The organism is Methanocalculus sp., from assembly GCF_030651615.1.
Lineage (GTDB): Archaea > Halobacteriota > Methanomicrobia > Methanomicrobiales > Methanocorpusculaceae > Methanocalculus.
Map to the genome: position 1 here is coordinate 1 of NZ_JAUSCG010000170.1, position 17,964 is coordinate 17,964.

At 51.2% G+C, this 17,964-nt stretch carries 24 protein-coding genes, 1 tRNA gene and 1 other RNA gene; 12 read left to right on the forward strand and 14 right to left on the reverse strand.

Annotated elements, in window-relative coordinates:
* Both Q7V06_RS07350 and Q7V06_RS07355 read left to right on the forward strand, forming a co-directional pair.
* The coding region (locus Q7V06_RS07350) for a hypothetical protein (protein ID WP_304840117.1) at nt 1–193 on the forward strand (193 nt) is incomplete at its 5' end.
* 19 nt (nt 194–212) lie between these two features.
* Nucleotides 213–470 (forward strand): hypothetical protein, encoded by a 258-nt coding sequence (locus tag Q7V06_RS07355; protein WP_304840119.1) that lies wholly within the window; start codon nt 213–215, stop codon nt 468–470.
* Nucleotides 471–628: 158 nt separating this feature from the next.
* Here the strand turns inward: Q7V06_RS07355 and Q7V06_RS07360 are convergent, their stop codons facing one another.
* Together Q7V06_RS07360 and Q7V06_RS07365 are read right to left on the reverse strand one after the other, a co-directional pair.
* Nucleotides 629–1,618 (reverse strand): BMP family ABC transporter substrate-binding protein, encoded by a 990-nt coding sequence (locus Q7V06_RS07360; RefSeq protein WP_304840121.1) that lies wholly within the window; start codon nt 1,616–1,618, stop codon nt 629–631.
* Nucleotides 1,615–3,669: a C13 family peptidase gene (locus Q7V06_RS07365; RefSeq protein WP_304840123.1), complete on the reverse strand. Its 2,055-nt coding sequence runs from the start codon at nt 3,667–3,669 to the stop codon at nt 1,615–1,617. The genes Q7V06_RS07360 and Q7V06_RS07365 overlap by 4 nt, the downstream gene beginning before the upstream one ends.
* A 158-nt stretch (nt 3,670–3,827) precedes the next feature.
* On the opposite strand from Q7V06_RS07365, the gene Q7V06_RS07370 reads away from it, so the two are divergent.
* The 6 genes from Q7V06_RS07370 to Q7V06_RS07395 all read left to right on the forward strand — a co-directional run bounded on the left by Q7V06_RS07370 (nt 3,828) and on the right by Q7V06_RS07395 (nt 8,094).
* A complete protein-coding gene (locus tag Q7V06_RS07370; protein WP_304840125.1) occupies nt 3,828–4,556 on the forward strand; it encodes a hypothetical protein in 729 nt (242 codons plus the stop codon).
* Nucleotides 4,557–4,643: 87 nt separating this feature from the next.
* A complete protein-coding gene (locus Q7V06_RS07375; RefSeq protein WP_304840127.1) occupies nt 4,644–5,345 on the forward strand; it encodes a hypothetical protein in 702 nt (233 codons plus the stop codon).
* A 98-nt stretch (nt 5,346–5,443) separates the two neighbouring features.
* Nucleotides 5,444–5,517 (forward strand) — tRNA-Ile (locus Q7V06_RS07380).
* Nucleotides 5,518–5,751: 234 nt separating this feature from the next.
* Nucleotides 5,752–6,780: a 50S ribosomal protein L11 methyltransferase gene (locus Q7V06_RS07385; RefSeq protein WP_304840129.1), complete on the forward strand. Its 1,029-nt coding sequence runs from the start codon at nt 5,752–5,754 to the stop codon at nt 6,778–6,780.
* Nucleotides 6,781–6,793: 13 nt separating this feature from the next.
* An RNA gene (gene ffs, locus Q7V06_RS07390) (signal recognition particle sRNA) lies at nt 6,794–7,103 on the forward strand.
* Between the two features lie 13 nt (nt 7,104–7,116).
* Entirely contained in the window at nt 7,117–8,094 is a 978-nt protein-coding gene (locus Q7V06_RS07395; protein WP_304840131.1) for a malate dehydrogenase, read from the forward strand.
* Nucleotides 8,095–8,099: 5 nt separating this feature from the next.
* On the opposite strand, the gene Q7V06_RS07400 is transcribed toward Q7V06_RS07395, so the two are convergent.
* Genes Q7V06_RS07400 through Q7V06_RS07410 form a run of 3 tightly spaced genes read right to left on the reverse strand, consistent with a single transcriptional unit; the run spans nt 8,100 to nt 9,155 of the window.
* Nucleotides 8,100–8,360, reverse strand: coding sequence for an elongation factor 1-beta (locus Q7V06_RS07400; RefSeq protein ID WP_304840133.1), 261 nt, complete (start codon nt 8,358–8,360; stop codon nt 8,100–8,102).
* Nucleotides 8,361–8,362: 2 nt separating this feature from the next.
* Complete coding sequence (locus Q7V06_RS07405; protein ID WP_304840135.1) at nt 8,363–8,524, reverse strand: zinc finger domain-containing protein; 162 nt, start codon at nt 8,522–8,524, stop codon at nt 8,363–8,365.
* A 34-nt stretch (nt 8,525–8,558) separates the two neighbouring features.
* On the reverse strand, nt 8,559–9,155 hold the full coding sequence (locus tag Q7V06_RS07410; RefSeq protein ID WP_304840137.1) for a uridylate kinase: 597 nt from the start codon (nt 9,153–9,155) through the stop codon (nt 8,559–8,561).
* Nucleotides 9,156–9,210: 55 nt separating this feature from the next.
* Here Q7V06_RS07410 and Q7V06_RS07415 point away from each other — a divergent pair, with 55 nt between their 5' ends.
* Entirely contained in the window at nt 9,211–10,902 is a 1,692-nt protein-coding gene (locus Q7V06_RS07415) for a phospholipase D-like domain-containing protein (protein WP_304840139.1), read from the forward strand.
* Here Q7V06_RS07415 and Q7V06_RS07420 read toward each other — a convergent pair whose 3' ends face one another.
* Together Q7V06_RS07420 and Q7V06_RS07425 are read right to left on the reverse strand one after the other, a co-directional pair.
* The gene (locus Q7V06_RS07420) at nt 10,903–11,220 is read right to left on the reverse strand and encodes a transcriptional regulator (RefSeq protein ID WP_304840141.1); all 318 of its coding nucleotides are present in this window, start codon (nt 11,218–11,220) and stop codon (nt 10,903–10,905) included. It lies immediately after the preceding gene.
* The gene (locus tag Q7V06_RS07425; protein WP_304840143.1) at nt 11,217–11,453 is read right to left on the reverse strand and encodes a winged helix-turn-helix transcriptional regulator; all 237 of its coding nucleotides are present in this window, start codon (nt 11,451–11,453) and stop codon (nt 11,217–11,219) included. Before Q7V06_RS07425 ends, Q7V06_RS07420 begins: the two co-directional genes overlap by 4 nt.
* Before the next feature lie 68 nt (nt 11,454–11,521).
* Between Q7V06_RS07425 and Q7V06_RS07430 the strand changes: the two genes are divergently transcribed.
* On the forward strand, nt 11,522–11,881 hold the full coding sequence (locus Q7V06_RS07430; protein ID WP_304840145.1) for a hypothetical protein: 360 nt from the start codon (nt 11,522–11,524) through the stop codon (nt 11,879–11,881).
* Here the strand turns inward: Q7V06_RS07430 and Q7V06_RS07435 are convergent.
* The 3 genes from Q7V06_RS07435 to Q7V06_RS07445 all read right to left on the reverse strand — a co-directional run bounded on the left by Q7V06_RS07435 (nt 11,878) and on the right by Q7V06_RS07445 (nt 14,246).
* Nucleotides 11,878–12,069 (reverse strand): hypothetical protein, encoded by a 192-nt coding sequence (locus Q7V06_RS07435; RefSeq protein ID WP_304840147.1) that lies wholly within the window; start codon nt 12,067–12,069, stop codon nt 11,878–11,880. The genes Q7V06_RS07430 and Q7V06_RS07435 overlap by 4 nt on opposite strands.
* Before the next feature lie 42 nt (nt 12,070–12,111).
* Nucleotides 12,112–13,626, reverse strand: coding sequence for a DASS family sodium-coupled anion symporter (locus Q7V06_RS07440; RefSeq protein WP_304840149.1), 1,515 nt, complete (start codon nt 13,624–13,626; stop codon nt 12,112–12,114).
* Nucleotides 13,627–13,724: 98 nt separating this feature from the next.
* Nucleotides 13,725–14,246: a HEAT repeat domain-containing protein gene (locus tag Q7V06_RS07445; RefSeq protein ID WP_304840151.1), complete on the reverse strand. Its 522-nt coding sequence runs from the start codon at nt 14,244–14,246 to the stop codon at nt 13,725–13,727.
* A 92-nt stretch (nt 14,247–14,338) separates the two neighbouring features.
* Between Q7V06_RS07445 and Q7V06_RS07450 the strand changes: the two genes are divergently transcribed.
* Nucleotides 14,339–14,725, forward strand: coding sequence for a hypothetical protein (locus Q7V06_RS07450; RefSeq protein ID WP_304840153.1), 387 nt, complete (start codon nt 14,339–14,341; stop codon nt 14,723–14,725).
* An 8-nt stretch (nt 14,726–14,733) separates the two neighbouring features.
* On the opposite strand, the gene Q7V06_RS07455 is transcribed toward Q7V06_RS07450, so the two are convergent.
* The 4 genes from Q7V06_RS07455 to Q7V06_RS07470 are packed head-to-tail and all read right to left on the reverse strand — an operon-like array spanning nt 14,734 to nt 17,640.
* Nucleotides 14,734–15,540 carry a metal ABC transporter permease gene (locus Q7V06_RS07455; protein WP_304840155.1) on the reverse strand — a complete coding sequence of 269 codons (807 nt, stop codon included), beginning with the start codon at nt 15,538–15,540 and terminating at the stop codon, nt 14,734–14,736.
* The gene (locus Q7V06_RS07460) at nt 15,533–16,303 is read right to left on the reverse strand and encodes a metal ABC transporter ATP-binding protein (protein WP_304840157.1); all 771 of its coding nucleotides are present in this window, start codon (nt 16,301–16,303) and stop codon (nt 15,533–15,535) included. The genes Q7V06_RS07455 and Q7V06_RS07460 overlap by 8 nt, the downstream gene beginning before the upstream one ends.
* Nucleotides 16,300–17,199 carry a metal ABC transporter solute-binding protein, Zn/Mn family gene (locus tag Q7V06_RS07465; RefSeq protein WP_304840159.1) on the reverse strand — a complete coding sequence of 300 codons (900 nt, stop codon included), beginning with the start codon at nt 17,197–17,199 and terminating at the stop codon, nt 16,300–16,302. The genes Q7V06_RS07460 and Q7V06_RS07465 overlap by 4 nt, the downstream gene beginning before the upstream one ends.
* 6 nt (nt 17,200–17,205) lie before the next feature.
* Nucleotides 17,206–17,640 (reverse strand): metal-dependent transcriptional regulator, encoded by a 435-nt coding sequence (locus Q7V06_RS07470; RefSeq protein ID WP_304840161.1) that lies wholly within the window; start codon nt 17,638–17,640, stop codon nt 17,206–17,208.
* 17 nt (nt 17,641–17,657) lie between these two features.
* Between Q7V06_RS07470 and Q7V06_RS07475 the strand changes: the two genes are divergently transcribed.
* Nucleotides 17,658–17,964: DUF523 domain-containing protein (locus tag Q7V06_RS07475; RefSeq protein ID WP_304840163.1), on the forward strand; the 307-nt coding region annotated here is incomplete at its 3' end.

Sequence of the window (17,964 nt, forward strand, 5' to 3'; positions counted from 1 at the left end):
CCTCTCTTCAGCCGCTCTCGTTTTGGAGCAGGTATTCTGCCTCCCTCTCTGCTGCTTCGGAGTAGCTCTCTTCAATCAGATTGCCAATCTCCGGGAATCGGGGGTTAATGATGGTTCTCTCTCCATCAGTTTTACTCCGGATACTGTATCTCTCTTTGTTTTGTTTCGCTGTAGACAACGCATAAATACCTGATCGCTGCTTCATTCTATTCATGGATGAGCATCTGAAGCAGTATGGGACCTGGGCTGCAGTCATTCTGATCCTTCTGGTTGTTGCAGGAATCTCCTGGCAGGCAGGTTCCCAGGCAGGGTATTCGAGTGGATTTGAAGATGGAGTGGATTCGTCAGCAGATGTCCTGAACTCTGCATTAAGTGGGGACTGTCATTACTGCTTATTAACCTGCAAATATGAGGATAAAACACTAATTGAATGCCGCTCTGATTGTGAAGCGAGCTGCTCCAATGGATGAAAAGACAAAAAAGTATGGAGTCGTGGTTGCGGCAATCCTGATTACTATTGCAGTCGGGCCAACCATCCTCGATTCCTGTTACCAGAGATGCCAGAATACGTAAGGATAAATGAGCCGGGGAATGCCTGTTTCTCCCCACTTCGTCTCTTCTCCTCTCTTCAGCCGCTCTCGTTTTGGAGCAGGTATTCTGCCTCCCTCTCTGCTGCTTCGGAGTACCGCTCTTCAATCAGATTGCCGATCTCGGGGAATCGGGGGTTTAAGATGAGTGCCGAGCCGCCGTCCAGGAGACCGATTACATCTTCCCCCCCCATCGGTCTTCCCGAGAAGGCAGCCTGAATCTCATCATAGACAACGTGATCGACCCTTTTTACAACCGACGCAATCACCGTCTTTGGTGCAAGCTCTGACTGGTCGGAATCAACCCCGATAATGAGGAGGCCGGGCAGCTCTTTTGCCGCGGTGATCGCCCCCGGCCCGGATCCCCCGGCAACCGTGAAGATCAGATCGATACCATCTGCAAACATGCTGCGGGCAACTTCTGCTGCCTTCTCCGGCATCGTAAAGCCGGTATCATCATCTGCAAGATAGATTATAGAGACCTCTGCATCCGGATTCCTGCTATAGACGCCGTCTGCAAACCCATCGGTGAACGAGCTGATCACCGGAGCATCCTTTGCAGCAATCACCCCGATCTTTTCGGTCTTTGTCTGGTTTGCTGCAAGCACCCCGGCAAGATAGCTCGCCCCGTACATTGAGAAGGAGACCGAACGGATGGAATCTCCCGGCACCGGCCCCGCATCAATGACCACAATCGGCGTCTCCCGATACTTCTCCGCGAACGTTTCCGCATACCCGCCCATCATGTCCCCGAGAATCAGCACCAGATCCGCCCTCTTCCCATCATCACCGATCACCGGATCCTGGCTATCAGATCCATCCCAGAGAATCTCACGCGATATAAAATCAAAGTCATCGCGTGCCAAAATCAGCCCCAGGTATGCGGAATCGAGGTACCCAAAGTCTCCTTTCTCCCCGTTATAGACGAAGGTCACAACCGGTCTTGCCGGGGTTGGAACAATCAACAGTATGGCCACTGCCATGCAGATCAGGATGCCTGCAATGATAATGGAACTATACACTCTCTTCATGCCGCAAAAAACTCCGCAATTGGTATATTCAGGTCGTTTGCATTCCCGGCAATGATCCTGGGATGTGACCCTGATACCCGGTCATAGGTCATCTCATAGAGTCCCCGGAGGGTCTGGTCAGGATACTGAACGATACTGTCTGTCAGGCTCATTGAAAAATCATTTGAGAGCCACTGCCTGAGGGTGATATCATATTCTGCTCCCCTGGACGGCTCATGGTATGATGCTCCTGTCATGAAGACAACACCCGGAACATCAAGGCCGATACCCATGCTCTCGCCAAAACAGGCTTCAACCACGATTAGCATACGGGAAAACCTCTTCTCTTCAGCCATTCTTTGGATCGTCTCCTGGAACCGTGAGCTCGTGAGATGATCATCATCCGGGAATTCGAGGAATCCAGGGCCCCCATGTCCGGAAATGTACAAGAGCAGGTTGCTCTTCTCATCAGTCTCCAGTATGAGCGGGATCTCCGGGCTGCTCTCTCCGAGGAGGAACGAAACAAATGCGTCAGAGGTGATCGCAGTGTCTGTCACGGTTGCCGGGATGTAAATGTTCTCCCCACCCGCCCGGTGGTAGAGGTGGCCCAGACTCGGGTTCATCACGGAATGCGGTATATCCTCCTGGCTGATAACGATGATATTCTCTTGCCTGACCCCGTTCTTAAGGAGGAGAGAGTACAGGTACGCGACATCAGCCTGGTGCCGGTAATTATCCCAGTCTGAACTGGTCGTTACCAGCACCGCCCTGAGTTCTTTTCCTTCATCCCGCACGAAGGTGCTCCCTCCCTCGTCCTGGCTATCCGGCACCTCTACTGCTCGTTTCTCGCCAAAAGATCCCGGAATATAGGTATTTGGTCGAAAATACCCCTCTTCAACCCGCCAGTTCACATACCAGGTGACAAGCGGTTCTCCGGGAAGATCCCGGTGATACTCAAGCGGCCCCGATGCACCCGTCAGGTCGGGGAGCCGCCCTGAACGGATCTGCCGGATCGCCGCTGCCGCACCCTGACTGTCCCACCCGAAACTGCCGTCCTGCCCTGATACGACCGCCTTCATTGCCTGGGCCGGGGATTCGGAAGGGGCGGCCTCCATCCGTGCAAGGGCGGCAACCGCGAGGATGAGGGAATCATAGGTGTGGGCGGCATAATCGTCAGGCATCCGGCCGAAATGCGCTTTATATGCGACAAAGAATCCGGTCTTCCGGTCGGCAGTCGGGCTGACCCCCTCGGCCCCCTCTGCCAGATCTCCTGCCGCCTCAAGGAAGGTGTCTGTCCTGACCGCATCGGTGAAGATGAGGCGGGTGGAGCAGCCTTCTTCTTCCATGATCCGGAGCACCAGAGCGGCATCTGATCCCCGTGCAACGACGATGATATACTCAGGATCAAGGAGACAGGCAGCAGCCACCGTCTCCCTGAGATCCCCTCCCCTCTCAAATGGGACTGCTGATGTTAGCTCGATCTCAGACTCAATCGCATAAAACGCAGCCCAGTCCCTGAATGTCTTTCCGTACGTGCTCTCCTCGTACAGGAGGGCTGCAGACCGAACGCCCCTCTCCTTCAGAATAGTCATAATAATTCTGGTCTGGGCACGGTCGCCGGTGGTTGTCCGCCAGATGTACCCAAACCTCGAGAACATCCTCAGGAGATCCCCGGAAGTAGCAGACGGGGTGATCAGCAACTTCTTTGCTTTGATAAAATCCGGTGCGATCAGGAATGCCTCGTCACTGGCAGCGGGTCCGATCACCACCCGGATGGTCGGATCATCGATCAACTGCTTAGAGGCTATCTGGAGTGGCACTTCTGCTGTATCGACAGGAACAAGTTCAACTCTCCGTCCAACACCCTCCCTGTTCAGCCCCTCTACAGCCCAATCAAGGGTATCATAATAATCCGAATCATCGTCACCGGACGCAGGGAGTAAAACCCCGATCCTGTATGGCTGGGCCGACTGCCAGGAGAGATAACACAAAGCTCCAATGAGGAGAAGAAGGAGTATCAGTACTCCTATCCTCAATCTCCGGGACGAGAGGACTGAAGCGGGATCGGACATTGTTTACTCACTGTTTCCCTGCAATGGATATAGTGGTATTGGGAAAACATATATGGATCGCAATAGGTCTCACTACAAATCTGCGGATCAACATGGCTGATTCTCTATGAAGAAGAATCCAAAACCCTTATCCCGGTTCATTGCCTGACGTTCCCTGTATGAGATATCATCTCCTCATCGTTGCCTGCCTTCTCACCCTTCTCACCGCCGGATGCATAGGTTCCCCTGATTCCTACCAGAGCAGTTATTCGTATGATCTCACCATCAGCTTCACCGAGGTGATCCACAATGCAACATTCCTCTTCCCCTATCCTTCACCGGGATTTGATCCCATACTCTCAGATCTCTATGGTCTCCCTGACGGCTGGCAGGCGGAGATCGTCACCATTGACGGAGATCGGTTCCTTTCGATCACAGCATCCGTGATGGTCCCCTCATACCACGGCATGCCGATTGCTATTGAGCCCGGTGAGAGCCCTCTGCCTGCCCCTCCCTCTTTCTCATCTCACTATAGCGAAGAAACCCCTGTACTGATGCCGGAGAACCTCGTGATCAGGTATGATCCCGGTCAAACGATAGAGACAAAGAATCCTGAAGGAACCGAACCGCTCCTCCTCTTCAGTCCTGTCGAAGGGGGCAGATGCATCATCCCTGGCATGCAAGACCAGCCCTGCTCTGCAATCACAACACCTGTCTATGCATCATATGAAGGATCTCCTGAGGTGGAGGTCGAGGTTTGGGTGAGGTTCTCCGGCGGAAACCAGTGGTGGAACCTCGGGTGGAGTGGTAATTCGTATACACAGATCTGCTCAGCCCGGTTCACCGGCCCGCAGGATGGATGGAGCGGGATGTATGGGGATATGGTCGCTGGTGTCGGGAGGTACTGATCCCCTCTTCTGGTCTTCCCACATTCCGGTGAATAATATTTATCATCTCATAGGATTATTGGGCTCACTATGAGACTATTATCCGTTATGATCTGTATCTTTCTGATGATTGCCATCTTCATCCCGGTGATTGCAGCAGAACAGTCAGGCAGACCCGCTGATATTCCGGGTGGTTACGGCATGGTACAGCAGGCCGGAAATCAGAGCGACAGAACAGAGGGCTCTCCTCCGGCGGCTCCAAAGGGTGAAGCAGTCAGGCAGGATGCGCAGGGACTTCGCCCTGTGACACCTGTTGATCCTGCGCACCTGAGAGAGATGATCCGGAGTAGGGAGGAGGTTATGGGTGAAGGGGTGCAGACTCTGCCCCCACAGGCTCAGGAGAGATTCCGGCATGAAAACCAGGTTAGAATCGCCGTATTTGCCCTTCTTGCCGCTGAGAATATGACCGGCATCGGCCCGCTCGTTGCCGGAGTTGCCCGCGAGTACAATGCCTCAGTCAATGCCCAGTGGGGTGATGAGATCAGGATGGAGGAAAGATCTGGTATCATGCTGGTGCTCTTTGGTGGTGACAGGCAGACCGCAGAACGGATCAGTTTTCAGGCAGAAGAAAACAAGCGGCGTATCGAGGAGATTCGTGGAATCATCCTGACAAGCTCCTCGACAGATCCGGCACTCTCCTCAGTTCTCCTCGAACAGCTTGATCAGATGGAGGAGGAACAGCGTCGTCTCACTGAGAGGGCGAGGATCGAGGTGCAGAAAAGAGGAGTATTCAGCTGGATATATGCGTAATAGTCCTCTGAGGGGTTACAATAAACCTCATAATGCACACCTTTTTTAGTATCAGAGGACAATAAATAGTGCTGCGATATATTCAGTGTCGTGCCCCTGGGCCTGTAGCTTAGTTGGTTAGAGCGCCCGGCTCATAACCGGGCGGTCATGCGTTCAAATCGCATCAGGCCCATTCCTTCACTTTTTCGGGAGCACGAAACAATTGATCTGACCTGATGCGTTCGTTCCTCCTGAGGCGCGCATAGGATATGGTGGCTCTTCTCATCCACCCTGTTTCGGAACTCCTCTTCAAAACAGGTAGTATTCCGTTTTTTCACAATCTGATCCCGGAAAATTCTCTAAATCCATACTTATCCCAGAAAAGCAGACGCCGATCCTTTATCTGCTTCTGCTCCAAGGAGGGTATATGAAGTGCCCGGTCTGTGGTGATGACTGCGTCTCCGATGCTTTTGATATCATCAATACAATGGATACGATCTTTGCACCCTGTCCCCGGTGCAGGGGCAGACATCTTGACAAAAAAGCTCCGCCCCCCGATTACATACCGCCTGACCCCTGTATCTGCGGAAAACGGTTCATCGATGATGTCTATGCATTGATATACGGCATAGGAAAAGAAGAGGGTGATCTCATCGGAAATGAGCCTCTGAAAGAGGTTGGAACCCCTCTCATCCATCCTGGTTTTGTTCTGAACGAGGCGCCATACCTCCCTGCCCGTTCACTCGTCATATTAACCGACCTGCTCTCCGAAAAGTCTGCAAAACGGATCGTCGCTGAGATCCCCGAGGTCAGGGGAGTTGTTTTGGATAACCATGTGATACCCGGTCTCGTTGATTGCTCCTCAAAAGAACCGCCAAAGACGCATACCCTGCTTGCAGGTTGTGATGTCCGGGCAAATATCTTCGCTACCCAGGTCGGTCCGATCGTCATCTATAAACAGGCATCAACGATGCATATTGAATTCCCACGACCTGTGAACCCAAAGCTCATCTCCGTTGACCGTCAGGTCTACACAAAACGTCCGAAGACCTTTGTTGATGCCTGTTGCGGTTCCGGCACCCTCGGAATCACAGCTGCACGTCTTGGGGTGCCGCATGTGATCTTTAATGATGCATGGTATGCTGCCGCCTTCTGGACTGCCTACAACCTTAAAGTGAATCATACCTATCTCGGAATTGACGATGTTGATATCCGGGAAAGTTACCAGTCAATGGCACATACTCCTCTCAGGAGTGAACCCCATCTTATTGCCACTATCCGTGGGAATTTCTCAGCAGAGGTGTATCAGGGTGATTACCGACTCCTCTCCCCGTACCTTCCATCAGATGATCTCCTGACTGTGATCGACCTCTTTGATAAAGCCTCCCGCGATATGGTTGAGCAGGTCATCACCGACTGGAAAGCACATAATAAAGGGGATGTATTTATCCCATAACGATCGATTAGATACGGGAACTAGCCTGGGTGGTTAGACGTCACCTGTCACCCGAAACCGTCGACATGCGGGGGGCGAAGTCTGAGGAAGGCCGGGTCAGCTTCCGGAAAGCAGTAACTTCCGACGTAGAAACCTCGTCCTGTGAGGTCAGCGGACAGGGACCAACCCTCCGGAGGGAGGTGAGGCCTTTTGCCGTGGGCACCGGTTCAGGCCCGGAAGGGAGCAGACCTACTGCGGACGTTTGGCGCCCACGGGGTAGCGGGGTGGAGAAGGGAGCTCTGCGGAACGGTGGTATGTGCGGTCGACCGATGACGTGTTCCCAATTAACTGATTTCTATGGTAAAAGTGACAATTATCGGAGCGACAGGACAGGTTGGATCCTATGCTGCCCACGCGATCTCGCAGATTTCCCATGTCAAAGAGGTATGCCTCTTTGGTCGTGATGGAAACCAGCAATTTCTTGAAGGCCTTTCCCGTGATCTGATGGACTCATTTGCAGCACGCGGAACAAACACCCGGATCAGCTGGAGCTGCGATGAGAAAGATCTGCGTGGATCAGAGATCATCATCCTGACATCCGGAGCAGCGCGGAACGGGGAACAGAGCCGTCTCGATCTTGCAGTCAGCAATGCAAAAGTCGTCGCAACCTATGCTGAAAAGATCAGCAGAAACGCATCTGATACACTTCTCTTTGTTATTTCAAACCCTGTCGACATAATGACGGCAGTCGCACTTAAATACTCAAATCTGCCGCCACATCGGGTATTCGGGCTTGGTACGCATCTTGACTCGATGCGATTGAAGTCCTGTATTGCGGAATTCTTCAATGTCCACGTATCAGAAGTTCATACGAGGATTATTGGTGAACACGGGGACTCGATGGTACCCCTCTGGTCGGCAACGACGATCGGTGGTATCCAGATAAATAACCTCCCGGCCTTCTCACGTCTCCCACAGGAGGAGATAATGGAGCGGGTTAAGACGAGTGGGCAGCTCATCATCCGGAGTAAGGGCTCAACCGTCTATGGACCGGGCGATGCAATTGCAACAATCGTCAAGACGATCGTTGAAGACGAACACCGAATACTCACCGTCTCGACATTCATCAGAAAAGAGGTGCACGATATCGGCAGCGTCTGTATCGGCGTTCCTGCACGCATCACGCGGGGTGGAGTATTTCCGGTGCCTATTAGACTCTCTGATGAAGAACTGGAAGCATTCCGAGTCTCAACCGAGCAGATACGGGATATAACAAGACATGTCTTTGAGACACTCAAAGAGACATTTCACAGTACTGAAGATAATTATTTTTAAAAAAGTTAGATCATCCGGCTGAGATCAGTAATCTCTGCACGGTCGACACCAGGGATTTCAAGGAACTTCGACTCGATTCCATCGGTCGCGCCCTCTTCATCCTGGATGACGGTGGCAACTTTTAATGCAACAAGGCCAAATCCGATAGGCTCATCCCTGATATCTGAGATGCCGGGGATCTTCTCACGGATTGCCGCCTTTAATGCTTCAAGATCAACATCAGTAGATTCAGGCATTACCTTCAGGATAACTGCAACAGCTCCCATCCTTATGGCCCCTGGAACCCACACTTCTGACAGACATACTGAATGCTCTGTAGTCTGCACCGTGCACACCGGCGTATAAGCTCGGAGCACTCCGGACATTTAAATTCTGTCGCGCCACGCTCAGCGAGCGGAGCATTGCAGGACGTGCATTTTACCATTGACATAGTCGGACTCCCTTATAACATTGGGATCAATCGGTTATAATTCCTCTGTCCTGCTGGTGATACAGGTGCCTTGTGAATAATCACCAGAGAGTGCTCTTCTGACACATTCATTCTTTCGACCGTTTTGAACAGTCGCATAAAGACCCTTCTGAAGAATATATGGAATGAGGGCAGAATCAACCGTATCAGTCTCCAGAGGCTCATAAACCTGAGAAAGAACACGGCCGGATGAGATGACCCCGTCAACTGATTTGAGGATGATCAGCGGGAGATTAAGTCTCCATGCCACCCAGGCAGCGATGGTATCTGAAGTTATATCCCAGGAATGAGGCAACGGATCCTCGTTCCGAAGCAGACAGTATGGCAGAAGAACCGATGGTCGTTCAACCCGGATCAGACGATCAACCGATGGGATTCCAAACGATGCGATATGATGGCCATAATGCTCCATCGCCGCAATTGCCATCCAGTGCGCGGTATCAGGGTCCGGATCGAGTGAACGAACCGCGTCTGCTCCAGCCCCCCCTCCAGGGACGATCAATATCCCTTCCTTTGACTCAAGAAGCACCGGGACGAGATCAATAAGGGCGTCTGCCAGACTCCCGCCGAGTTTAACGATGCATCCACCCATACAGGAGAGATAGAAACCGTGATGATAAAAAAGGAATAGATCGAAGATCTCCTTTATGCAACGGCTCCTCCTCTCTCTCCTTCTCATCCTCCTCATGATCCCTGCAACCGTAACTGCAGGGATCACCGTCACTGCTTTCTGCCCTGATCCCTATCTCTCAGGAGACCCTGATGAATTCATTATACTTTCAGGATATGGAAAACTTGACGGCTGGACGATCACTGATGGAGAAGGAATTCTGAGTTTTCCATCCGGTACATGGATCGATGGCGATCTTGTCATCGCACGCCAGGCGGATGCATACAGAAGAACTCACGGCATATATCCCGATTTTGAATGGGAGGAGTCAACACCACTGGTCCCAAACTGCATCAGATCAAACCAGTTCATCCTTGCCAACGCCGGAGATGAGATTGAGCTCTATTACCGTGGTGAACTCCGCTTTGAGATCGCCTGGCCCGGTGACGTCAGGTCGCGCGAGGGGCAGGTACACCGGTTCATCGATGGTGTCTGGAATCCACGTCCCTTCATGATCGGCCAGAGTGACTTCTCACCGATCATCGTCGAAGGTGTATCTGCTACCCTCTTCGTCTCCCCTGATTCGTCCTATGAGGTGGTTGAAGAAGCGATCAGATCAGCGAAACGTTCCATTGAGATCAGTGTCTATGAGTTTACGCATCCCGGTATCGCAGAACTGATTGCTGATGCAGATGATCGGGGTGTCTCAGTCCGGATTCTGGTTGAAGGATCTCCGGTTGGAGGGATCTCTTCTGAGCAGGCGAATCTCCTCACAAGCCTGAATGTATCCGGCATTCCTGTTGACCTGATGGGATCTTCAGGGGGTGAACGTTCGCGGTACCGGTTCCTCCATGCCAAATACCTCATCATTGACGGCGAATCAGTCCTCATTATAAGTGAAAACTTCAAGGAGAGCGGTATTCCCTATACCGGGTTTGAAGGGAACAGAGGGTGGGGTGTCTGGATTCATGATGCACGGTTCGCCGATTACTTTGGCATGGTATATGCAGAAGATTCGGTTGGACGGGACATCGTCCCCCTCACCAGAAAGAGAGACTGGGTTATGCCTAATCGGATAAAAGTCTCCTCCCGCACATCCCGATATGCACCTGTCCGGATCGATGGTGCAACTGTTACCCCTGTCATTTCACCTGATACTTCCCATCTCGTCCCTGCAATGATTGCAGAGGCGACAACGACACTTGAGATCCAGCAGGCATACATCAGCAACTGGACAAAAAACACTCCGAATCCCTGGCTTGATGCAAGCCTTGACGCTGCATCGCGTGGTGTGAACGTTCGTATCCTTCTTGATGCAAGCTGGTTCAGCATCGAGGGTGACTGGGACAATGATGAGATGGTTGCCTTTATAAACGAATACGCAGAGAGGGAGAACCTCCCGCTTGAAGCTCGCCTGATCGACGCAACCCGTGCAGGGATTACCAAAATTCATAATAAGGGAGTGATCGTCGATGGCCATACTGTCCTTGTATCCAGCATCAACTGGAATGAGAACTCCCCGATGAATAACCGGGAAGCAGGGGTGATCATCTGCCATCCCGATGCCGCTATGTACTATCTTAAAGTCTTTGATGAGGACTGGAAGAGCGGGTACACAAGCTCTCAACCTTTCTTCACAGCAGAAGACTGGTCAAAACCAGCTGTCGCTCTTCTGATGCTGATCTTCTTTGCAGGAGTTATCATCGGGAGAAGAATGAAAAAAGGGTAGTTACTCTTTCTTCTGTTTTTTTGCACACTGGCAGATATCACAGATTGTAATACTGCCGGTGTCGTCGTTCATAACCGTAAAGGCCCAGCGATCCAGCATCGCGGTCATCTCATCCGAAAGTTCTATATCTCCGGATCCCCGCTTTCTGCTCAGGTACTGGGAAATAGCGGCTCGTGATATCCCAAGCCTGCGTGACACTTCGCTCTGTCTGACACCCTGTCCGTTAACGAGCCGGTACACAAGTTCCGCCCTCATTCGTGGGAGAAAATTACGTGCCAGTTCATCACAGAGCATGATGTCGCAGAGCGATCCCTTCATGCCGTTGCCCTCTGGGAATCTGCCATTCTACATTCATAAATGATCTGCCGTGCATCTCTGAAGTTGAACTTCTCAAGGATCAAACCCTGTTCCTTGAGCCGCTTCAGAGCATACCGCACCGTTCTGGGTGCAAGGCTGCTCTCCTGTACGATATCTTTGTGGGTCATTGAACCACCCTGCTCAAGCAGATGGAGAACTTTCTGTGAGGATGGGGGTAGCAACTGGGGCTGCATACCAGTATGTTAACGCCGTTAACATAAGAACCTATCGCTTGATATAGGATGCCATCAATTTTGTTCTTATGGCAGGTCATCCAATACGAAGAGCTCTGCTTCTTCTCTCAGGACCCCTCCTCCTGATCCTGCTCTTTCATACTCTCTTCTCTCTGGCGGGGCCTGCATTCTTCTCCACTCCATATAACAGTTCTCTTACGGATGGAGGGAGGGTATCGCATGCGGGAGTTGTTGAGGATATACGAGAGACAAGAACCGGCGGCCATATGATAATCACAGTATCCGGGTTAAAAGTCTTCATTCCAAACAGTATTCGATCACCGGATCTGAGGATAGGAGATGAGGTCTTCGTCTATGGGATACTCTCAACATTCGATGGAGATCGGGAGATTACAATTCAGAGGCAGGGAGATATTATACTCTCCTAGCGAGGTTCGGATTCGAAGATATCGGCCTGTTTCTTCTTGTCAAAATTCAGACCACCAAAGCTCTGAATCTTTCTTGACTTCTGCGTAGTGATATCGTCGAGATTAACTCCGCTCTTCTTCTGTCGTCTTCCCTCAACACCTGTTCCGGCTGTGAGTTCATCCTCGTCTTTTATAGCAAGTCGGGGCATGGAAGGCTATTGACCTCTCCAGAGATAAGGGTGATGGAGAGATCAGGGGTTCACTGCCCATGCCGGGAGATCAGGTGTGAACCCGACCGCCCAGATGACGACGGTGAAGAGGAAGCCCGTCCAGAAGACAACACCGATCAGGTTCAGTGCCCATCCCGATCGGAAGAGTGTCCGCATATCGATGTACCCTGTCCCAAAGGCGACTGCGTTTGGAGGGGTGGCTACCGGGAGCATAAAGGCAAGCGATGCACAGACAGCTGCTGTCAGCATCAGCATGTAGGGGTGAATCCCCATCGATATCGAGGTGACTGCCATTATTGGCATCATCACCGAGGCAATAGCGGTGTTTGAGGAGACCTCGGTCAGGAGTGAGACTGATATGGCAACAATAAATACGATTGCTATGATCGGGAGCAATGAGAGCATGGTAAATGAATCGACGATCAGTCTGGCAAGCCCGCTCGAGATAAAAGCTGCTGAAAGGCAGAGACCTCCACCAAAAAGGATTAAAATTCCCCATGGGATCTTCTCGGCCCACTCCCAGTTCATCGTGAAGATCCCTTTCTTCATGTCAACAGGGAGGATAAAGAGGAGGAGTGCTCCAAAGATCGCAATTACCGTATCATTGATTCCGGGGAAGACCTGATCAAGACCTGGGATGGTCATACCTCCAACCACCTTGGTGCCTGCGAAGATCCAGCAGAATGCGGTTAGGAGAAATACAAAGAGGGTCCATCGCTCCCCTCTGTTCATAGGCCCGAGATCTTCCATCTCCTGCTGTATTACCTCCTTTGCCTGTGAGAGTTTCTTTGGCAGGTGACGGTATGGGACTTTAATTAACCAGAGCCAGACGATCGGAATGAGGATCGCTGCAAGAGGGACACCAAACTTCATCCATGTGAAGAAGTCGATTGTAGGAGCGTCGGGGAAGAGGATCTTCATCTGCGCAATGAAGATGCCATTTGGGGGTGACCCGATGATGGTTGCTATCCCGCCGATATTTGCTGCATAGGCAACAGCTATGACGAGACATCCGGCAAAATCCCGTTGTTCTTCATTCATCTCATTGAGCCTTGTATTCAATGATGGCATCACGGTTGCGATGATCGCAATTGCGATTGGAATCATCATCATCGCAGTTGCAGTATTAGAGATCCACATCGAGAGAAATCCTGTAGCAACCATAAATCCAAGGACGAGTCGCCTGGGACTTGTACCGACGATATTGATGATGGATAATGCGATTCTCCTGTGTAATCCCCACCTCTGCATCGACATTGCGATGATAAAACCACCGAGGAAGAGGAATATAACCGGGTCTGCATATGGTGCTGCCGCTTCTTTCACTGAGAGAACACCAAGGATTGGGAAGAGGACGATCGGAATAAGAGCGGTTACTTCAAGGGGTACTGCTTCCGTCACCCAGCAGATCGCCATAAGGAGCGTCACAGCAGCGACGTAACGTGCCTCAATCGGGATGATCTCCGGATCAACCGGTGCGAGTAGCACGGAGAGAAAGACCAGTATGCCAATTATTTTCCCGATCTCTCTCTTCATTCCTTCAAAATTTGGGGGTGTGAGGATATTAGTATTCCTTTTTAGAAATCATGGGGCAATAATCTGAAAAAATGTAACTTTTTTTCATATTCAGGGTTTTATGGATCGGAAGACTCCTCCTGTTCAATCGTCAAAATTGCATCAAGAACAGCCTTCCTCACCTGTTCATTATCATCATCTTTTTGGGCATCAAGAGCCTTTCTGGCAGCCTCTCCCCCGATTCTGCCGAGCGCCCATGCAGCCTTCTCCCTCACCTTCCGGTTTGGATCATCTTTCAGTACTTCTGCCAGTGGTTTAACTGCTTTCTGATCTTTAATGCCGCCAAGCCCCTCTACAGCACCAAGACGGTTCCACTTATCCTCACTTTTTAAGAGCTCGATCAGATGCGGCACCGCCTCGGGATCACCAAGCTTACCAAGAGATTTCGCAGCAATCCAGCTGACATCAACATAAGGGTCTCTCAATGCCTCAATGAGCGGACCGACCGCTCGCAGATCACCTTTTTCTCCAAGTGTTTCTGCGGCACGCCACCGGAAGTTCAGTGTTCCTTCGCGGAGGAGGGTAACCAGACTGAACAACATCTCTTCTTTTTTGGCACTGTCACCAACCAGTTCCAACATCTATCTCCACACCTTATGCCGCAATAAGGTCTGGTGATACATAAATATGTTGATCGTGAGTCTCATATGCCCTCACTCCAAAAGGTACAGATATGGAGACAAAAAGAGGTGATGAGTGCCGCACCTTTGCGGTAGCACCGGGTGAGAAGGTTGATATCCTTGAACTTGAAGAACTCGGACGACGTTACGGTATTGATATCTACCTCTATTTTGAGGATGATCTCGCCCGCAATTCGACCATTGAAAAGGATATGGAGACCTATAAGAACACCCCCGAATATGAACGCCCCTTCATACCACTCGGATCGTTTATCTCATTTGCATCAAGCCAGGATCCTGGATTTTTGGAGAAACTGAAGGAGCTTCCATTAATCCTTGAGGTGATCTCTTGTGGAGAAGCCGACATTCAGGGGAAATCCTGCCGTTATATCACGACACTGATGCCGTTTCTGGATGAGATGGAAGCTCTTCCTGAATAAAAAATTTTTCAGGAAGAGTGCAGATGACGCCGTGCGAGTGCACCTGTATAAAGAGCAGATCCAACAAGGATGATCGTCGCACCTGATGGAAGATCAAAGGAGTATGAGAGGAATATTCCTGAGATCACCGTTACAACTCCGATCAGAATGGCAGCTGCCATCATTGCAGGGAGTGAGTGGGTGAACAGGCGGGCAGTTGCCGCAGGCAGAGTCAGAAGTGCAATGACCAGGATGATTCCGACAACCGAGATGAGCAGTACGACTGTGAGTGCGATGAGGAGGAAGAGTATCAGTGTCAGTGAAGATACCGGCATCCCCATCACGCTGGCATACTCGGAGTCGAAGGTGACTGCAACAAGCCTTGTAAAGAGGATCAAAACAACAGAAAGGATCACAAGGACGAGGAAACCCATCAGCAGAATATCCGATGTCGGGACGAGGAGGATATTTCCAAAGAGGTAGCTGAAGAGATCGGGCTTATACCCCGGAGTGAGTGCAACGAAGACTATCCCAAGGGCCATTCCGGCCGCCCAGATAGCGCCTGTGATCGTATCGGTCTCCTGGAGTTCACGGGTATTCAGGTACCATATCAGAACCGCCGCCCCAATGGTGAAGAAGACGGCACCGAGCAGTGGATCGATCCCAAAAAAAAACCCAAGTCCTATCCCTCCGAATGCCGCATGAGAGATTCCTCCGCTTGTTGTGACCATTCGCCTGACAACAACAAAACTCCCGACGATTCCGCAGGCAACTGCGGCAAGGAGACCTGCAATAATAGCATTCTGGAAGAATCCAAATCCGAGAATCTCAATCACGGTCCTCACCCCTGTGATCCCTGAGAACCCGGTGAGGTACGCCATGTGCGATCAGATCAACCGGGCAGCCATAGACTGAGGTGAGCATATCATCAGTGATCATCGCATCACCATGTGTGTAGAGGCTGCGGTTCAGACAGGCGATCCGGTTCACCCTCCCTGAAATCGCACTGATATCATGCGTAACAATGATCACCGTCATCTCCTCCCTGAGCCGTTCGATTAATGAGAAGAAGAGGTCTTCAGTCGGTGCATCGACATAGACTGTTGGTTCGTCAAGGATGAGGAGTCGCGGCTCTCCTGCAAGGGCGCGTGCGATGATCACTCTCTGCTGCTGGCCTCCCGAGAGGGTGGATATGGGGTAATCTCCGGCATCTGCAAGACCAATACGATCAAGTGCCCTCTCCATCGCTTTATAATCCTCCTCACGGTACCGGCGAAACAACCCGGGGATCAACGGGAGTCTGCTCTGCAGGATCATCTCAGAAACTGTGATGGGAAAAGAGAAGTCGAAGGTATGAAACTGAGGGACATACCCAATCAGCCGCCTCCCCTCACCCGGCGGCAGTCCAAAGATCGTTATCTCTCCTGAAGAGAGGGGCAGAAGGCCCAGAATCCCCTTCAGAAGCGTCGTCTTTCCACCTCCGTTGGGTCCTATAATGGCTGCAAAGTCATGTTCCAAAACCTCCCACGAGACATCTTCTATCACAACCTTTCTGCCGTAACAGATGGAGACATCTTTCATATGGAGAGCGGCCGTCATCTCATCGCCCTTTCGATCTCTTCAGCGATATGAATGAAATTCTGGAGATATGCCTCTGCGAGCGGATCGATCTCCACGACAACCCCGCCGATCTCTTCAGCAATCACCTCAGCCGGTTTCTTCGAGAACTGTGGCTCAACAAAGACGACACGGATCTGATCTTCGCGGGCAAGCATGATGATCTCCTGAATTTCCCGTGCAGTAGGTTCTTTCCCCCCGACATGGACTGCGATCTGTTCCAGATTATAATCTCTGGCAAAGTATCCCCAGGCGTCATGTGTGACGATAAAACGGCGTATTCTGAGCTCCTTTAGCCCATCCATCACCTGTTTGTTCGTCTCCTCTATGGAGGTGAGGTACTCGTGCAGATTCTTCTGATATGCCGCCTCCCCTGCCGGGTCAATCGCGATCAGAGCAGATGCTATTGATTTTGCCATGTGAGATCCGCTCTGTAATGAGAGCCAGATGTGTGGATCATATCCTCCATGATCGTGAGACTCATCATCTTCATGATCTCCGGACTCTTCCTCTCTGATCCGATCTATCCCTTCTGAGAGATCGACAAAAACCAGATCAGGATTGAGGGAGGAGAGGCGACCGACCAGTCTGTCTTCAAAAGGAAGCAATCCCTCCCCGATTCTGAAAAATATCTTTGAACCGGATATTGTGGTGATCTGCCCCGGAGTCGGCTCAAAGGTATGGGGCTCTGATCCCGGTGGGACGACGATTGTAACGCGTACCCGGTCCTGACCTATCGCCTCAACCATCTCTTTCATCGGGGGAATCGTCACCGCAACCGGTATCCGGTCACCCGCTCCCTGATCATCATACGTTATGCATCCTGCTGAGATGCAGGTGATGACGATCAATAAGGCAATCCCAATAAGCCTTGTCATGACTAATCACTCCGAAACCTCAAGACAACATCCCTCTTCATGAACAATCCGGCCGCAGACCGACATCATCGGATGGCCAAGGGATGCACAGATCCGATTTACCGACTCTCTGGATACGTAATTTTCAAAATGTTTAACCTCGGCGCAGGCTTCACCCCTGGTAAAACCATAGTGGGACAAAAGGAGTGTGAGTATTCTGTGACGTCTCTGAATGAAATATGCCATCTTCTCCCCTTTTTCAGTAAGGATCGCCTCGGCATACGGGGCATGGGTCAGGAGCCCCGCCTCTGCAAGTTCCCTGATGGCTTTTGATCCTGTTGAAGACGATATGGAAAAATTGCGGGCGAGATCTGTTGTTTTTACAACCCCGCCTGCCTCTAAAATATAGCTCAGGTACTCTGCCTTTCGTGGTGAGATCCCGGGATCTTCTGAGAGGTTCATATGTCTGCATAAGATTGTTGAGCAGAAAAAGTTTCGGTCAGGTAAACTTTCAGGAGGCAGGAGATTATAATACTCCGGATGGTGAGTATGCTGATTGGGATATGGTGCCATTGTCAGTAAAACGAATCTTCCAGAGACCAACTCTTGTGGTGAGCAGGTGCATCGAGTTCGATCATGTCAGATATAACGGTGATATGATCACCAGTGACATTGTCGCATCACTCAAGCCATTTGTCACTTTTATTCCGGTCTGTCCTGAGGTTGAGATCGGGCTTGGGATCCCCCGTGATACGATCCGAATCGTTCTGAAGGGGGATGAAGAGC